Raw genomic sequence first — 14,692 nt, forward strand, 5'->3', positions numbered from 1 at the left:
ATTATAATCATAAAAAAACCCGGTCATAAAGACCGGGTTTTTAGTATAAAATGACCGATTTTTATTTCTTGATCAAAATTTTAGTCTGCTGCACTACTCCATCTACATTAGCTTTAAGGAAATAAATCCCTTTACGCAGTTTGTGCAGATCTAGGTAGATCTCAGATCTTCCTGCATTCACTTTCTCTTTAGAGCTGTATTGCTTGCGACCAAAGAAATCGTAAAGCTCAAAGCTTACTTTTACATCACCTGTGCTCTCCACATAAAGTTTAGCAACGTTATGAACCGGGTTTTGAGCAACACGCACGTTAGTTAAAGAAACAGTAGGTTGTTTACTGTCTGAGCAGCTTCCTAATGTAGCACCATTTCGCAATAGCGCAGGTACTGCATTTTTAGAAACACAAAGTGCCTTCCCTCTAAAGCAAAGTTGTACTTTTTGATTCCATTTGTTGTTTCCACAGCTTACATCTTCTACTGTAACCGTAATTTCTTTTGTCAGGCTACAACCTGAAGCAGTCGTCACCGTTACTGAATATGTAGTCGTTTCTGTAGGACAAGCAGAAATACTTTCTGTAGTTTCACCTGTACTCCATAATACGTCATAAGCCTCATCACCTGTATTGATTTCGCTTACAGCAAGTGTCTTACACGTATCGTCGTCATAGCCGGCATAAACTGTGCTGTCATCACTTGTGCTGAAAGTAATTGCGTCTGGTTGTGAAATAACAACTTCACCAGAAGTTACACTTTCGCCTCGAGCGTCTGTAACGGTAACGCTATATGTACCGGCATCAAGATCTGTCGCAGTAGCACTTGTTTGTGCATCACTCCATTCATAAGAATAAGGTTGTACTCCGCCAGAAACTGAAACCGTAGCAGTACCATCTGCAGCATTGTTACACGTAACATCTGTGGTCTCAACAGTATTGAGCACAAACGGCTGCGTAAATTTAAACCTCGCTGAAATTGCAAAGTGATCTGATGTTGTTCTCGTGTAATCACTATCGTAGAACTCATAATGCACAGAAGCAGTATTAGCAATATAATTATCAAACAAACCATCTGTGATCGTGATGTGATCTATCATATTAGGATAGAAAGCGTATGAACGTCTCCCCGCTTCACTAAGTTCTGAAGTAACTACTTTATAATTAGCCGCATCATTTACATATGAAACATAACTTGATACAGTGGTATTAATACCTTCAGCAACGGTCTCATCAACGTCGTCATTATAATCACCCAGAATTAACACGTTGCGATCTGCATATTGTGCATCAAGCGTGTCTTTAAGAACTTCTACATCATATTTACGCATGTCATATTTAGACTGCAAATCACCCGTATTTGCACGTGCATGTAAAGCAATAATATCAAGTTGCTCTGTAGCACCATTAATAGTAACATCTGCTGTCATTAAAAATGGAAGTCTTCCACTGGCGTAAAAACGGGTATGATCGCTTTCGGGATAATCTACAAGTAAGTCACCGTTACCGCCGTAATAAGGGTGCAGGCTCTTAAGTAAGATTTTAGTAGATACGGGTTTAACTGTTGATGTTTTATAGATAAAACCTACTTTTTGATGTGGATCTGTACCATAAGGTTCAGGATAAGAAACACCTTCAGATAATATATAATCGTAACCGGGTAAACGGCTAACAAGATCTGCGAAAAGAACGTCATCAGAAATTTCTTCTACAGTTAAAACATCAAGATCTAGTTTCTTGATAACAGCAAGAACGCTATCTCTCTGTATTTCATCTGAAAGCGGATTACCGGCTGCAGGTGAATTACCTTCATCACCAAACCATTCTATATTCCACGCAGCGATATCAAATGTCTCATCTTTAGAAAGATCTATCATATCACCCGGTGCAACATAAGGAGCCGCACAAGGCACATCTGAAGCCATACGTGGTAATAGTTGAAATGTATCTTTAAACCTGCTTACAATTGCAGTTATAGCACCACAATTTTCTGGTTGAGCAAGACCAACTAGACCTTCAACGTCATTATCAATACGCAACTCTGCACCACCGCTTGAATCTGTGATTATATAATTAGAATCACCAAAGAACAATTCACCCGGTGTAGCAAAACTTACATTCTCAATGCGAACCAATTGCCCGCGATAATTTTGAATTTCAGCTAAAGTTACAGTCACCGGAGTAATAGTGGTCGTAGCCGGTGAGTTATTATCTACCTGATTAACAGGGCTTAATTGGATTAATTCATTGTAAGCGGTGCGGGTGCCCTGTACTGTTATAGAATCGCCTATGGCGAAAACTCCTTCACCGTGAACAGCCTGATCGTAAATCGCCATTGCACCGGTAGCATCCTGAATATAAGCAGGACCGCCCAGTTCATCTGCCGCAGTTAAAATACCAGTGATCGTTACTAAAGCACCTTCACTCGCTGCACGTGCTTCAGCTATTGTGATAATTGCATCAGGATCAATTGGGTCTGGCTCAGGTTCCGGAGTAATTATACCTCCAAAACTTTGATCTGTGTTGATATTTCCAAATGTATTAGAAGTGGTAACCGCCCACACAAAATCTTCATAATAACGTCCAGAACCGGTAAGTTGAAGAGAAGCTTCTGCAGCTGTAGCACCTGTTTCTTCTACTCCTATATCTGTACTGGTCAAGCCTGTTGCAGGGCCGTCAACAGCAGCAAATGTACCTTCATAGCTTAAAAATTGTATAGTATTTCCTTCTGCATCAATAAGTGCGATTGCATCTGGCGATCCATTTTGAATACTGGATGGATAAAACGCTAGAGTACCAAAATGATTATCCTGGTTTGGCAGAATTCCGCTTAAGCTAATTGTATTGTAAACGGCACCGTTATTACCATTGTAAAGTGCAAGAGACCAGCCTGCAAGATCTGTCCCTGCAGTACCAGCAACTTCAATAGCTTCGTTACTGTCTGTACTTACATTGTCATAATGAAGTTCGTTAATAAAAACGATAGTTTCATGAAGAAAAGTCTGGCCTGCATTAACCGCCCCAAAGCTGTTAATATCGGTTATTTCCCAGGTAAAATCGGAATAAAGCTCTCCTTCACCAACCAAGTGTAAAGAACCTGTCTCTAGAGTAGAGCTGGTTTCTTCTACACCAATATCTGTACTGGTTATGCCATCTGCTGGCCCGCCAACAGCTGCAAAAGAACCTTCATAGCTTAAAAATTGTACGAGTTCGCCATCTGCATTAACAAGAGCCACACCATCAGGTGAGCCGTTTTGTAAACCTGCTATAGCGAAAAAGATGGTTCCAAAACCACCATTCTCATTTTCAACAACACCAGAAAGATTAACAGTTTTATAAGATGAACCGTCATTACCGTTGTATAGAATTAGAGACCATCCTGTGAGGTCTGCTCCTGCGTATGCAGCAATCTCAACTCCTTCATTTACATCACCACCTGCATTATCGTAGTGGATCTCATTGATAAAAGCCACAAAATCTGTTGTAACGGGATCGGGTTCAGTATCTGTAGATGTACCAAAAGACTGATCTGTATTTACATTGCCAAATGTACTTACAGCTAAAGAATTCCATACGAAATCTGTGTAGGTTGTCCCTGTTCCCGTTAATTGTAGCGCACCGCCTACTGCTTCGGTACCATTTTCTGCAATACCTATGTCTGTACTTGATTGTCCATCTGCCGGGCCGCCAACGGCAACTAAAGTACCTTCATAGCTTAAAAATTGAACAACATTGTTATTGTTGTCAATAAGTGCTAAACCATCAGGAGAACCATTCTGAATTCCTGATTTTTCGAACGAAAGTGTTCCAAAACCTGAAGATTGATCGGGAATAATTCCTGATAACGTAATGCTACCATACTCGCTGCCATTGCTTCCGTTGTAGAGGGCTAACGTCCAACCTTCAAGGTCTGTACCGGCGGGTCCTGAAATTTCGATTGCTTCGCCGGCGTCTGCTCCATCATTGTCATAATGGATCTCATTAATAAAAACTGTTTGTGCATTTAATGACGCTGAAAAGAATACAGCACAAAAAATGACAAACAAAAAGGGTAATTTTCTGATCATTAGAGATAATTTTTAGAGGTTATAATCGTTGCGAAAATAACCCTTCACTACCCTTCCTAATGTTTCGCCAATATTAAATAACGCTTAAGTTATAAACCATTGTTAATACTGCCTTTAGCCATGATACTTGTAGAATTGAATCACCTAAAAAATCACAGAAAATTATATTTTATAAGTAATTATTAATTAGTGAATTATGAACTCACGCTATTGATGTTGTAAACAAAAGCGCGATATTTTAACAGCGCCACAAAAACAGCCCCACCTACTGCATTACCAATCAAGGCCAAACTTTCAAATGACACATAATCGGCGAGAGTGATATTAGGCGAACTTATCAAACCTGCAAAAACTTCTACGTTACCTATGATGCTGTGGTGCAATCCTGTAAAAGCCATAACTGCAGTTACAATATAAATTATTATTATTCTGCTCATAGTATCCTGTGATGATGTTAAAAGCCATGAAAGTAATCCCATGAGCCAACCGGCTAAAATGGCGCTTATGAATATGACAAATGATTCTGCTCTTGTAACATGAACGGCTATCTTTTCTATAGAATCCAGAGTAAAAATTTCTAATTCCGGTCCTATCCAAACCATAAGAAAAGACATGAGATAACCTCCAATTAAATTTCCTATTATAACAAGTCCCCACAGTTTTAACAAACTACCTAAAGAGCGTTTTTTATTCAATACCGGTAGGCTGAGCAAAGAAGTCTGCTCTGTGAACAAAATTGATTGACCCAGAATTACCAGGATGAAACCAATAGGATACACAAAAGCTATTATTTTAAACACAGATTCTTCTGATACCTTATCAGTGAAAAAATAAAAAACAGCACATAACATTAAATAACTGAAACCTATTTCTAATCCCGCAGTGAGCGAACTTAATAGAATACTACTCGAACTGCGATCATAAGTTTCCTGACCTTCAATTATTTGCTGTTTTAATATTTCACCATGAGTTTTTGCTCTGTTATCGTCTGTAGATTCAGAATTTTCCAGCTCATTGTCAATATCTTCCTGCTTCTGTTTTTTCTTCTCTTCTTTCTCATTGCCGCCATCTATAATTGATTTACTGTCTTTTGAAGAATCATCTCTTTTGTTGTTTTCCGTTGCCATAAAATGTTTATAAAGACAGTAGCCAGACTAGTAGTTTTCTGTCGGGGGTTAAATACATTACCCTTTAGGGGTTAGCCCAAAGGGTATAAAAGCTCAGTATTATGTTATTTTAAATTATTTTATTTGCTGCCGCTCATTGGCCGTTACAGTATTTTTATCAACCGCATCAACTTCTTTATTAGAAAGGCGCGATTTGAACTCATTAATAATTCCGCCTTTTAATAATACCTGAATTTGTCTGTCACTTAATGAATGTCTGGTCTCAAACTCTTCGGTCTTCCCGTTCTCTTTCTTTACCAAAACGTGTATATTGTTTCGGTTAGCAACATCTTCTCTAAGGTTTTTAAAACTAACTATATCTCCCTGCTCAATTTTGTTATAATCTGCTAAGGAAATAAATTCTAATGGCAGAATACCAAAATTAACAAGATTTTGCCACGCAATACGGGCGTAGCTGTTTGCTATTACTGCAACCTGACCCAGATATTTTGGTGCCAATGCAGCATGTTCCCTACTAGAACCCTGGGCATAATTATCTCTGGCAACAACAATGTGCCCACCATGACTTTCTTTAGATTTTTGTGCGCGATCATAAAATGTCTTATCTATAACTGAATATGAGAATTTACTAATTTCAGGCAGATTACTTCTAAATGGTAAAACCTCTGCCCCGGCACGTAATATCTCATCTGTAGAGATATTATCTTCCATTTTGAGCAATACGGGCACTTCGGCCTTATCTACCAGAGGCTCTGTTGTGGGTAATGACTTAATATTTGGTCCTTTTTTAAGTTCTATTTTCGACCCGTCTTCAGCAGGAGCGATGAGCATATCTGTATTAATGATCTCTTTTTCAGGTTGTTCATACTTAGGATAAGTCATTCCGAAAAGTTTCTCAAGATCACGAGGATCAGTTATTTTACCCGTTAAGGCAGAAGCTGCTGCAGTCTCGGGACTACATAAATGTACCTGATCATCTTCTGTACCAGAACGGCTGGGGAAATTACGTGGCATTGTTCTCAAACTTATCGTGTCTGATGCTGGTGCCTGACCCATACCAATACAACCCATACAACCTGACTGGTGAAAACGAGCACCTGCTGTTATAAGATTAGCAAAAGCGCGATTATCTATCATATTTTGAATGATCTGTCTTGAGGTAGGATTTATATCGAAAGAAATATCACCATCTACAGTTTTATCTTTTACTATGGCTCCAGCCATCCAGAAATCTCGTAATCCCGGGTTTGCAGAAGAACCAATCACTACCTGTCCTATTTCTTTACCTTCTACTTCTCTTACAGGAACAACATTTCCGGGACTTGTAGGTAATGCTATTAGAGGAACAAGATCATCTAGAATAATCTCGTCATGCAAATCATATTCGCAACCTTCATCAGCGAGAAGTTCTGTCCAGTCTTCTTCCCGATGTTGGGCTTTTAAAAATTTTCTGGTCTCATCGTCACTTGGGAAAACGGTAGTGGTCGCTCCCAATTCTGCCCCCATATTTGCAATGACATGTCTGTCCATTGCGCTTAAATGCTTTAAACCCTCACCATAATATTCAATAATTTTTCCTACGCCACCTTTTACATCGTAACGTCTTAGCATCTCAAGAATGACATCTTTTGCACTCACCCAGTCAGGCAGTTTACCAGTAAGTTTTACGCCCATCACTTGAGGCATCTTTACAAAATAAGGTTGTCCCGCAATTGCAGCAGCAACATCAAGCCCGCCGGTACCTATCGCCAGCATACCTAGCGATCCTGCCGCCGGAGTGTGACTGTCTGAGCCCACCATAGTCTTGCCGGGTTTGCCAAAGCGCTCCATATGTACAGGGTGACTTACACCATTTCCCGGTCTGCTAAACCATAAGCCAAATTTTTGAGCGGCGCTATGCAAAAAAGCATGATCATCTGCATTTTTAAAATCTGTTTGCAGCAGATTATGATCTACATATTGTACGGCAACCTCAGTCTTTGCACGGTCAAGATTCATAGCTTCTAATTCTAGTTGAACTAAAGTACCGGTAGCATCCTGAAGCAATGCCTGATCTATTTTAAGACCTATCTCTTTACCGGGAATAAGCTCCCCCTCTATTAAATGGTCATTAATTAATTTTTGAGTTACGTTAAGCGCGCTCATAATTATAGTTTATAGATTGATTTTTTGTTTTAGAGTTTAAAAATTACAGAGAAAGCCCTGTATCTACAATTATTTAACAGCAATTTAGAATCTGTAACATCGGCCTGCTTCAAATCTATATTACATTTGTAGCGAAACATTTTTTATATGCTCATCTGGGGTCTTTTTCTCGTATTTATACTTATTTGTCTTGCGCTGGATCTAGGGGTCTTTAACCGCAGCGCTCATGTAATAAAAAGCAAAGAGGCCGGTATATGGACGGCAGTATGGGTAACGGTTGCGCTCGCTTTTAGCGGTGTGGTATACTGGTTGTTTTCTGCTGAATTAATTGAAAACCCTACAAATCTTACTCCTAACCGTGCAGTTCTAAAATATATCACTGGCTACCTTATAGAATTGTCTTTAAGTATAGATAATGTTTTTGTGATTGCTGTGATATTTTCATCTTTTCAAATACCGCCTAAGTATCAACACCGTGTTTTATTTTGGGGTATTCTGGGCGCTATAATATTCCGTGCGTTGATGATATTATTTGGGGTGGCACTAATCAACAAATTTGACTGGATTATTTACGTTTTTGGTGGATTCCTGCTTATCACTGCCTTTAAAATGCTCAAGGGTGAAGACGAAGATTTTGACCCTAAAAAGTCTAAGGTCTATAGATATGTAAAAAAGGTATTCCCGTTAACACCTACTATTTCTGGACCGCATTTTTTTATTAAAAGAATGGGCGTTAAGGCAGCAACGCCACTTTTTCTTGCTCTTATTATTATAGAACTTACAGATATTTTATTTGCTTTAGACAGTATTCCCGCAATACTGGCTATAACAGCAGATCCTTTTATAGTTTTTACTTCAAACATTCTTGCGATACTTGGCTTACGTTCTATGTATTTTCTTATTTCGCGTATGCTGGCAAAATTTAGATACATAAACTATAGTCTGGTAGTAATTCTTGCATTTGTGGGTCTTAAAATGATATTCTCTCACATGATCGAGGTACCAGAATGGCTTTCACTGGCAGTTATCATACTTTCACTAGCTGGTGGCATTATCGCCTCCAGAGTTATTGATGACTCATCAGAAAAACCGGCTCAGGAATAGCAAAAACCCCTTAAAAAGTACTTAAAATTAGAATTGTCTTGCCAAAGAAAACCTAAAGTAGTTTGGGCTTGCTTCGGCATTTCATAAATTTAGAGATATTAAAAATCGAACATATGAATTATAATTTTGAATATCACGATGTACAGGCCAGTGCAAGTCTGGAAACTTTCGCGAAAGAGAAAATGGATAAATTGGTAAATAAGTATGATTTTATCGTAAGAGCAGACATTTTCTTTAAAACTGAAAATACCTCTAGTGATGATACCGGAAAAAAATGTGGTATACGTTTAAGCGCCCCGGGACCTCGTCTTTTCGCCGAAAGCAATAGTAAAAACTTTCATGAAGCGGTTGCCGTTTGTGTAAAAGAGCTTGATACGCAATTACATAAACGTAAGGATAAAATGAAATCTCATTATTAATAGAGGCTATTATGAAAGCTATAGCAAGAAATGAAAATCAGGTCACGCTCATTTACAGCAGCACTACTCGCTCTGGTAAGAGAACGCGTGCCCACGCAGATGCATCAACATATGCAGATCTGCAGACCATAGATATATCTAGAGATCCTCTTACAGGGACACAGTGGGCAGAAATTGCTTCAGATCTGGGTAAACATATTAAGGATCTACTTAGTTTTGACGAAGTGGAAGGTATGGAAGAATGGAAAAATGGAGATTTTGATGAGAATGATTACATTAAAATTCTGCATGAGCAACCAGATCTTCTTGCGCATCCTATCGTAATACGTGGTGAGCGCATAAAGCAAATTGTTAATCCTACAGAAGTTCAGGAATTTCTTGATGTAGACTCGGCTGGTCTTGATAAGCAAAGAATGCAGGACGAACCGCTTATCTCTAGACAGACAAAAGGAGAACACTATATAGATAAAAAGGATGATCTTGAAAATCCTTAAAAATCAATAATTTATACAACAAAAAGGACGGAATTTATCCGTCCTTTTTCATTTACATTTGTGATTACAATATCATTTAATCTTTCTTGTCTACAGTTTCTAGAGGTTGAATTGATTGCTTAAGTCTCACATAAAGATCATACTGCTCTTGGGTAAGAATGTCACGCATTTCTGCATTTTCCTGCTGACTTAGAGATAACAGCATATCCAGCTTTTCCCTGCCGCCTAATTTTGCCTCTGCTTTTCCCTTTTTTTGAAGAAATTCGCCGATTTTTGTTTGCATAAGCAATTGCTGCTTACTCGTTAAAGCCAGTTTTTCTGTGTACTCACCGGCGAGTTCTTTTGCCCTTTGCTCTGTCTTATGATCTACATCTGAAAGAAAAGCACTTTGAGCACTTACACTGGTCATTGTACTAATAATTAAAAATATTGAAAATGGAGTTTTCATAATAAAAACGGTATTTCTGATTAACTTGTTTATCTATATTTATTTTATAATTTAAAGATTTCTTGCAAATCTTAAAGCAGTTATACAATCTGCACATGCCTGTGAACATTCCTGACTTACGGGGTCTTTAAATCTATCGCACGCCATTAAACATTCTTTACACGTTTCTATACCAAGTGGTATCATACGGTAGAATAATTCACTTTTGCGTGCATAAAGCCGCATCATAAGATTACATACTTCTGTACAATCTCTGCAACGACGTGCACAGATGACACATTCTTTGTGATCTACATTTTTGATACAAAAAGAGAGACATTCCTCCGTTTTTAAGACGCAGTTTATGAGCACTTTTTGAATATCTGTGAGGGTAATAGAATTCATAAAAAGTTTATTTAAAAGTTAAGACAATATTCTTGGCTCAACTCCTACTTTAACAGCGTTTAACTGTTAAGGCTAAACTTTTTAACGCGCTTCTAATTTAAGTGTAATAAGATCAATTGACTTCTGGACGGTTTCCATTTTATTGAGTTCGTCATCTTCGATCATGATGTCAAATTCGTCTTCAACATCCAGAACGATATCAACAAGGTGAGTAGAATTTATATTTAGATCCTGCGTAAGATGACTATCAGGAGTTATTTGTTTAACGTTAACATCTTCTGGCAGGTATTTTACAATTATAGATTTAAGAGTATTATAAACTTCTTTATTCATAGCAGATTATTTTGAGTACTGTTTTAAAACAATACAGCAATTTACATCACCAAAACCAAAACTTGACTTAATTAAAATCTTTGGAGTATAATTTTTAAATGAAACAGGAACACGTTGTGTACTTATGAGTTGTGCAATCTCGGGATGCAGAGTATCTACGTTCACATTGGGGAAAAGAAAACCTTCTTTCATTTGCAAGACCGAAGCCACACTTTCTATACTTCCCGATGCTGCCAGACAATGCCCCGTCATACCTTTAATCGAATTTATATACGGGAAATTATCATCGTATCTGTTTAAAGCCTCACACCAGTTCCTGATCTCAAAAGAGTCTTTTCCTGTAGCTGTAAGATGACCATTAATAACATCAACTTCTTCAGGTTCTGTTTCGGCATTTTTAAGTGCATCTGTTATGCATCGTTTTACCGCTAAACCATTAGGCGCAGTCATACTGCCCCCATTTCTTTGTCCGCCGCTGTTAGAACTTCCTCCTAAAATTTCTGCATATATTTTAGCACCTCTTTTTTGTGCACTTTCAAAATCTTCAAGCAATAAAGCACCGGCACCACAGCCGGGTACAAATCCTTTCGCATCAGCGTCAAATGGTCTTGAAGCATGATGAGGATCGTCATTATATGTAGAAGGCAAAATGCGTAGTGCATCAAAACCAGACCATACGTAAGGCCCACCGTCGCTTGTGCTGCCTGCTAACATGCGCAAAGCTCTGCCAGATTTTATACGGTCGTAGGCCATTAATATTGCTTCTGTACCCGTACTACAAGCTGCAGAATTAGAAGTAACGAGATTACCTAAACCCAGCATCCCGCCCAGATAAGCACTCACCCCGCTACTCATTATTTGCTGTACTGTGGTGCTGCCTAATCGTCGTGTATTGCCGTCGTCAACCTTGTATATGCTTTCGCGAAATTTATCAACGCCTAGTGTACCAATGCCAAATATAGTCCCTGAGTCAAAATCAGTTTGTGTATCATCAATTTCTAATTGAGCATCTTTCCAGGCTTCTACGCCTGCTAAAACACCGTATAAAATACCAGCGCTATTAAAATTATGAAGTTGGAGCGGTGTAAAGACTTTTAGCTTTTTATCTTCAGGAATAAGTGGCATCCCTCCTATCTGGCAGGAGAATTTTAGACGTTGCAGCTCACTAAAAAACCGTATTCCGCTTTTACCTGCTTTGAGCGCATCTGTAAATGCCGAGACACCCACCCCGTTTGGCGCACAAACCCCTAAACCTGTAATCACCACTCTTCTACCGCTCATGATCTGGAATTAGCATTCCTGAAATAATACCGCTACAAACAAGCTTTTGATTTTCATTATGCAATTTCACCGAGCATTTAAGTTTATTAAATCTGAAATATTCTAATGTCGAATTTACAAAAACTGTTTCTCCCGGGTATACCGGGATATAAAATTGCATGTCTGTAGAAGTAAGAGCCACGCCCGATTTTTGCTCTAAATTGCCGATTTTTGATGCTAAAAGGTAGATTCCCAGAGAAACCAGGCCAATTTGTGCCATACATTCAGTTAAAATGACGCCCGGCGTCACAGGATGATCTACAAAATGACCTTGATAAAAATATGCATCTTCTCTAAACTTGTAATTACCTGCAATGCCTTGTTGAGAAACCTGGGTAATCTCATCTACAAACAGAAAAGGTTCAGAATATGGTAAACGCTTAATTATTTCTTCTTTCTCCAAATTGACTTAATAACATTCAAAACTACCTATAGGTGAACCATCCGGGATTTTAGGTGATGGAATACTTTTAAATTTTTCGGGCTCTTTTAAAAACTTCTCAATATCAAGAGCCATGAATTTTTTGTCCGCATCACTCGATGAACCCCATTGTGAAACAAGGTTTGTTAACAAATTTGAAGTTATGGCTTTTACCTGAGGTATTGATTTATCACTACTATATAAATTTTTAAAATGTTTGATGACGTTATAATTTATGGTCGCCTGTACTTCATTGTAATAGTCATCTTTAAAAGTCTTTTCTAAAGTTTGCTTGCTGATTTCTTCCAAAACCTCTGCTAAATCCAGCTGATCACTGGCCCATGCATTATTGACTACAAGTCTGTTAACGCGTTCCTCATTTAATAAGAGATCAAGAGTCATATCACTTGCTGTTGCCACTGCACCTAAAGGATCAAAAGTTACACCGGTATCGCTTTTAAAACTTTCTCTGGTGCGGTTAAAACCAAATGCACGCGGCGGGAAAAGCGATAATTTTTCTTTTGGTATTGCCAGAACTTCTGCGTCTAAAGTCTGTAAAACAGCATTTAAAGCAGATTTTTGCTCTTTAACATCAAGTAATTGCACAGGTATAAGTTCACTATCACCTTTTACAGCATAATTATAGACTACACCGCCTATTTCTTTAATGGCAGCCTCAGTTTGATATCTATGGTAAAAATAAAGTGGAACAAAAACATCTTCAAGTACAGAATACGCCTCATTGGTACGTATATTATCTATAGAAAAATTCGCCATAGCGGTCTTTCTCAGAGCAAGCATATTTTCTAATTCTTCTGATGGTTTAGCACCATTATCCCATAAATGAGCATAAGGATGTGCGCCATTTGCTGCACGTGCATCGCTATCTGTAATAAAACGCAGACCTTTTTTCTCTGCAGAGATCAAAATATCATTCAGATATTCCTGTTGGTCCTTGCCTTGCGGAACGTCACTATAACTGTAATCTACAGTGACCTTGTCCCAAATACCAATATTTTTCGCGTAAGCATCACTAAAGTCTACTTTTCCGTTTTTCAGTTTTAAAGTAGGATGAGGATAATCCATCACCGAAGCGCGATCATTTGCACTGGCGGCAAAATTATGGGCAAACCCTAAAGTATGACCTACTTCATGAGCCGCAAGCTGGCGAATACGAGCTATGGCCATATCTAGCATAGGTTGATAATCGTCATCGCTTTTAGCGAAAGGCTTATTTGTTAAAGCCTGAGCGATCATAAAATCCTGGCGTATGCGCAAACTTCCCAGACTTACATGTCCTTTTAAAATCTCACCGGTACGAGGATCAACCACGCTGGCACCGTAACTCCAGCCGCGTGTACTACGGTGAACCCATTGTATGACATTGTACCTTAAATCCATTGGGTCTGCATCTTCTGGCAACATTTTAACCTGAAAAGCATTTTTGTAACCTATTGCCTCAAAAGCCTGATCCCACCATGATGTACCTTCAAGTAATGCAGATCTCACCGGTTCTGGCGTGCCGGGATCAAGATAATAGATAATAGGTTCTACAGGCTCACTCACCGCCGCGTCGGGATTTTTCTTCTCTAATCTGTGTCTTATTATTAATCGCTTTGTGATAGGTTCTTGAACCGGCGTAGCATAATCCATATAAGAAATAGAAATTGCACCACTACGCGGGTCAAAAGGTCTGGGCTTATAGCTATCATCTGGTAACTGCACAAAAGAATGATGCTCAATTACAGTGACATATTGCGCATCTGGCACTACAGAACGAATATTTCTACCGGTAGGATCACCTTTAAAAGTAAGCAGCGATTCAAACTCTGTATTTTTAGGAAAAGACTTGGTATTTTCCATAAAGAGAGCGCTTCTGTCTTTGTCATATTTGTAAGTTCCTTCCTTTTGCGCTTTAAGACGCTGTGTAACACCGTGAGCATCTTCCATTAAAAAAGGAGTAAAATCGATCAAATAGGTATCATTATCGGTCTCTTTGATATCAAAACCAAACAAAACCGATCTGCCAAAAGCCTGTTCTATAGATTTGCGCTCTGCTGTATTTTCTGTGATTGCGCGATAATCCTGATTGGGCTCAATTAATAGAAGCTTGTTCCCAAACTTTTGAAACTTTACAATTGCTGTACCGCCTAACTGACCGCGATCCAGACCAATATCGTTACTCCCCAGGCCGCTTTTTAAAGAATGCACGTAGATAAATTCTGAGTTAAGTTTATCAACTTCCAGATAAAGCTTATCTTCTTTCTCATCGTAATGAAAAGTAAAGAAGCCTTTCTGAGTTTTTAAATTTTCTTTGTCTTTGAGGAATTGTGCTGAAGCTAATTGTGATATGCACAAAATGAGGAGAAGTATTGTATTTTTCATCTAATAAAGTATTCCATTTGAATTTAGGTAAAAATGTAATTATATAAAATTGAATAAA

Annotated in this window: 12 protein-coding genes; 3 read left to right on the forward strand and 9 right to left on the reverse strand. The window is 38.5% G+C overall.

The window, feature by feature from the left end:
• Positions 1–61: 61 nt before the first annotated feature.
• From ACH3PA_RS15590 to ACH3PA_RS15600, 3 genes are all read right to left on the reverse strand, one after another.
• Positions 62–4,054 carry a DUF5689 domain-containing protein gene (locus tag ACH3PA_RS15590; RefSeq protein ID WP_416442005.1) on the reverse strand — a complete coding sequence of 1,331 codons (3,993 nt, stop codon included), beginning with the start codon at positions 4,052–4,054 and terminating at the stop codon, positions 62–64.
• A gap of 194 nt (positions 4,055–4,248) precedes the next feature.
• Positions 4,249–5,181, reverse strand: a complete 933-nt coding sequence (locus tag ACH3PA_RS15595; RefSeq protein WP_416448272.1) for a formate/nitrite transporter family protein — start codon at positions 5,179–5,181, stop codon at positions 4,249–4,251.
• A gap of 114 nt (positions 5,182–5,295) precedes the next feature.
• The gene (locus ACH3PA_RS15600) at positions 5,296–7,326 is read right to left on the reverse strand and encodes an aconitate hydratase (RefSeq protein WP_416442009.1); all 2,031 of its coding nucleotides are present in this window, start codon (positions 7,324–7,326) and stop codon (positions 5,296–5,298) included.
• 147 nt (positions 7,327–7,473) lie between these two features.
• On the opposite strand from ACH3PA_RS15600, the gene ACH3PA_RS15605 reads away from it, so the two are divergent.
• The 3 genes from ACH3PA_RS15605 (at position 7,474) to ACH3PA_RS15615 (ending at position 9,343) form a co-directional block, all read left to right on the forward strand.
• Entirely contained in the window at positions 7,474–8,430 is a 957-nt protein-coding gene (locus tag ACH3PA_RS15605; RefSeq protein ID WP_416442011.1) for a TerC family protein, read from the forward strand.
• 113 nt (positions 8,431–8,543) lie between these two features.
• Positions 8,544–8,849, forward strand: a complete 306-nt coding sequence (gene hpf / locus ACH3PA_RS15610; RefSeq protein WP_416442013.1) for a ribosome hibernation-promoting factor, HPF/YfiA family — start codon at positions 8,544–8,546, stop codon at positions 8,847–8,849.
• A gap of 11 nt (positions 8,850–8,860) precedes the next feature.
• The gene (locus ACH3PA_RS15615; RefSeq protein WP_416442015.1) at positions 8,861–9,343 is read left to right on the forward strand and encodes an arsenate reductase family protein; all 483 of its coding nucleotides are present in this window, start codon (positions 8,861–8,863) and stop codon (positions 9,341–9,343) included.
• A 76-nt stretch (positions 9,344–9,419) separates the two neighbouring features.
• Here the strand turns inward: ACH3PA_RS15615 and ACH3PA_RS15620 are convergent, their stop codons facing one another.
• From ACH3PA_RS15620 to ACH3PA_RS15645, 6 genes are all read right to left on the reverse strand, one after another.
• On the reverse strand, positions 9,420–9,791 hold the full coding sequence (locus ACH3PA_RS15620; protein ID WP_416448273.1) for a hypothetical protein: 372 nt from the start codon (positions 9,789–9,791) through the stop codon (positions 9,420–9,422).
• A 51-nt stretch (positions 9,792–9,842) separates the two neighbouring features.
• Positions 9,843–10,175 (reverse strand): hypothetical protein, encoded by a 333-nt coding sequence (locus ACH3PA_RS15625; protein ID WP_416442019.1) that lies wholly within the window; start codon positions 10,173–10,175, stop codon positions 9,843–9,845.
• 81 nt (positions 10,176–10,256) lie between these two features.
• The gene (locus tag ACH3PA_RS15630; protein ID WP_416442021.1) at positions 10,257–10,508 is read right to left on the reverse strand and encodes an acyl carrier protein; all 252 of its coding nucleotides are present in this window, start codon (positions 10,506–10,508) and stop codon (positions 10,257–10,259) included.
• Positions 10,509–10,514: 6 nt separating this feature from the next.
• On the reverse strand, positions 10,515–11,789 hold the full coding sequence (locus ACH3PA_RS15635; RefSeq protein WP_416448274.1) for a beta-ketoacyl-[acyl-carrier-protein] synthase family protein: 1,275 nt from the start codon (positions 11,787–11,789) through the stop codon (positions 10,515–10,517).
• Positions 11,779–12,231, reverse strand: coding sequence for a 3-hydroxyacyl-ACP dehydratase FabZ family protein (locus tag ACH3PA_RS15640; protein ID WP_416442025.1), 453 nt, complete (start codon positions 12,229–12,231; stop codon positions 11,779–11,781). Before ACH3PA_RS15640 ends, ACH3PA_RS15635 begins: the two co-directional genes overlap by 11 nt.
• Before the next feature lie 6 nt (positions 12,232–12,237).
• Positions 12,238–14,634, reverse strand: coding sequence for a zinc-dependent metalloprotease (locus tag ACH3PA_RS15645; protein WP_416442027.1), 2,397 nt, complete (start codon positions 14,632–14,634; stop codon positions 12,238–12,240).
• Positions 14,635–14,692: the final 58 nt, after the last annotated feature.

Source organism: Leeuwenhoekiella sp. A2 (assembly GCF_047946655.1).
Lineage (GTDB): Bacteria > Bacteroidota > Bacteroidia > Flavobacteriales > Flavobacteriaceae > Leeuwenhoekiella.

Excerpts from the sequence above, each read along its gene's own strand:
- ACH3PA_RS15600 (WP_416442009.1), bottom strand. The coding sequence starts at position 7,326 with ATGAGCGCGCTTAACGTAACTCAAAAATTAATTAATGACCATTTAATA.
- ACH3PA_RS15615 (WP_416442015.1), top strand. The coding sequence starts at position 8,861 with ATGAAAGCTATAGCAAGAAATGAAAATCAGGTCACGCTCATTTACAGC.
- ACH3PA_RS15630 (WP_416442021.1), bottom strand. The coding sequence starts at position 10,508 with ATGAATAAAGAAGTTTATAATACTCTTAAATCTATAATTGTAAAATAC.
- ACH3PA_RS15605 (WP_416442011.1), top strand. The coding sequence starts at position 7,474 with ATGCTCATCTGGGGTCTTTTTCTCGTATTTATACTTATTTGTCTTGCG.
- hpf (WP_416442013.1), top strand. The coding sequence starts at position 8,544 with ATGAATTATAATTTTGAATATCACGATGTACAGGCCAGTGCAAGTCTG.
- ACH3PA_RS15625 (WP_416442019.1), bottom strand. The coding sequence starts at position 10,175 with ATGAATTCTATTACCCTCACAGATATTCAAAAAGTGCTCATAAACTGC.
- ACH3PA_RS15620 (WP_416448273.1), bottom strand. The coding sequence starts at position 9,791 with ATGAAAACTCCATTTTCAATATTTTTAATTATTAGTACAATGACCAGT.
- ACH3PA_RS15635 (WP_416448274.1), bottom strand. The coding sequence starts at position 11,789 with ATGAGCGGTAGAAGAGTGGTGATTACAGGTTTAGGGGTTTGTGCGCCA.
- ACH3PA_RS15590 (WP_416442005.1), bottom strand. The coding sequence starts at position 4,054 with ATGATCAGAAAATTACCCTTTTTGTTTGTCATTTTTTGTGCTGTATTC.
- ACH3PA_RS15645 (WP_416442027.1), bottom strand. The coding sequence starts at position 14,634 with ATGAAAAATACAATACTTCTCCTCATTTTGTGCATATCACAATTAGCT.
- ACH3PA_RS15595 (WP_416448272.1), bottom strand. The coding sequence starts at position 5,181 with ATGGCAACGGAAAACAACAAAAGAGATGATTCTTCAAAAGACAGTAAA.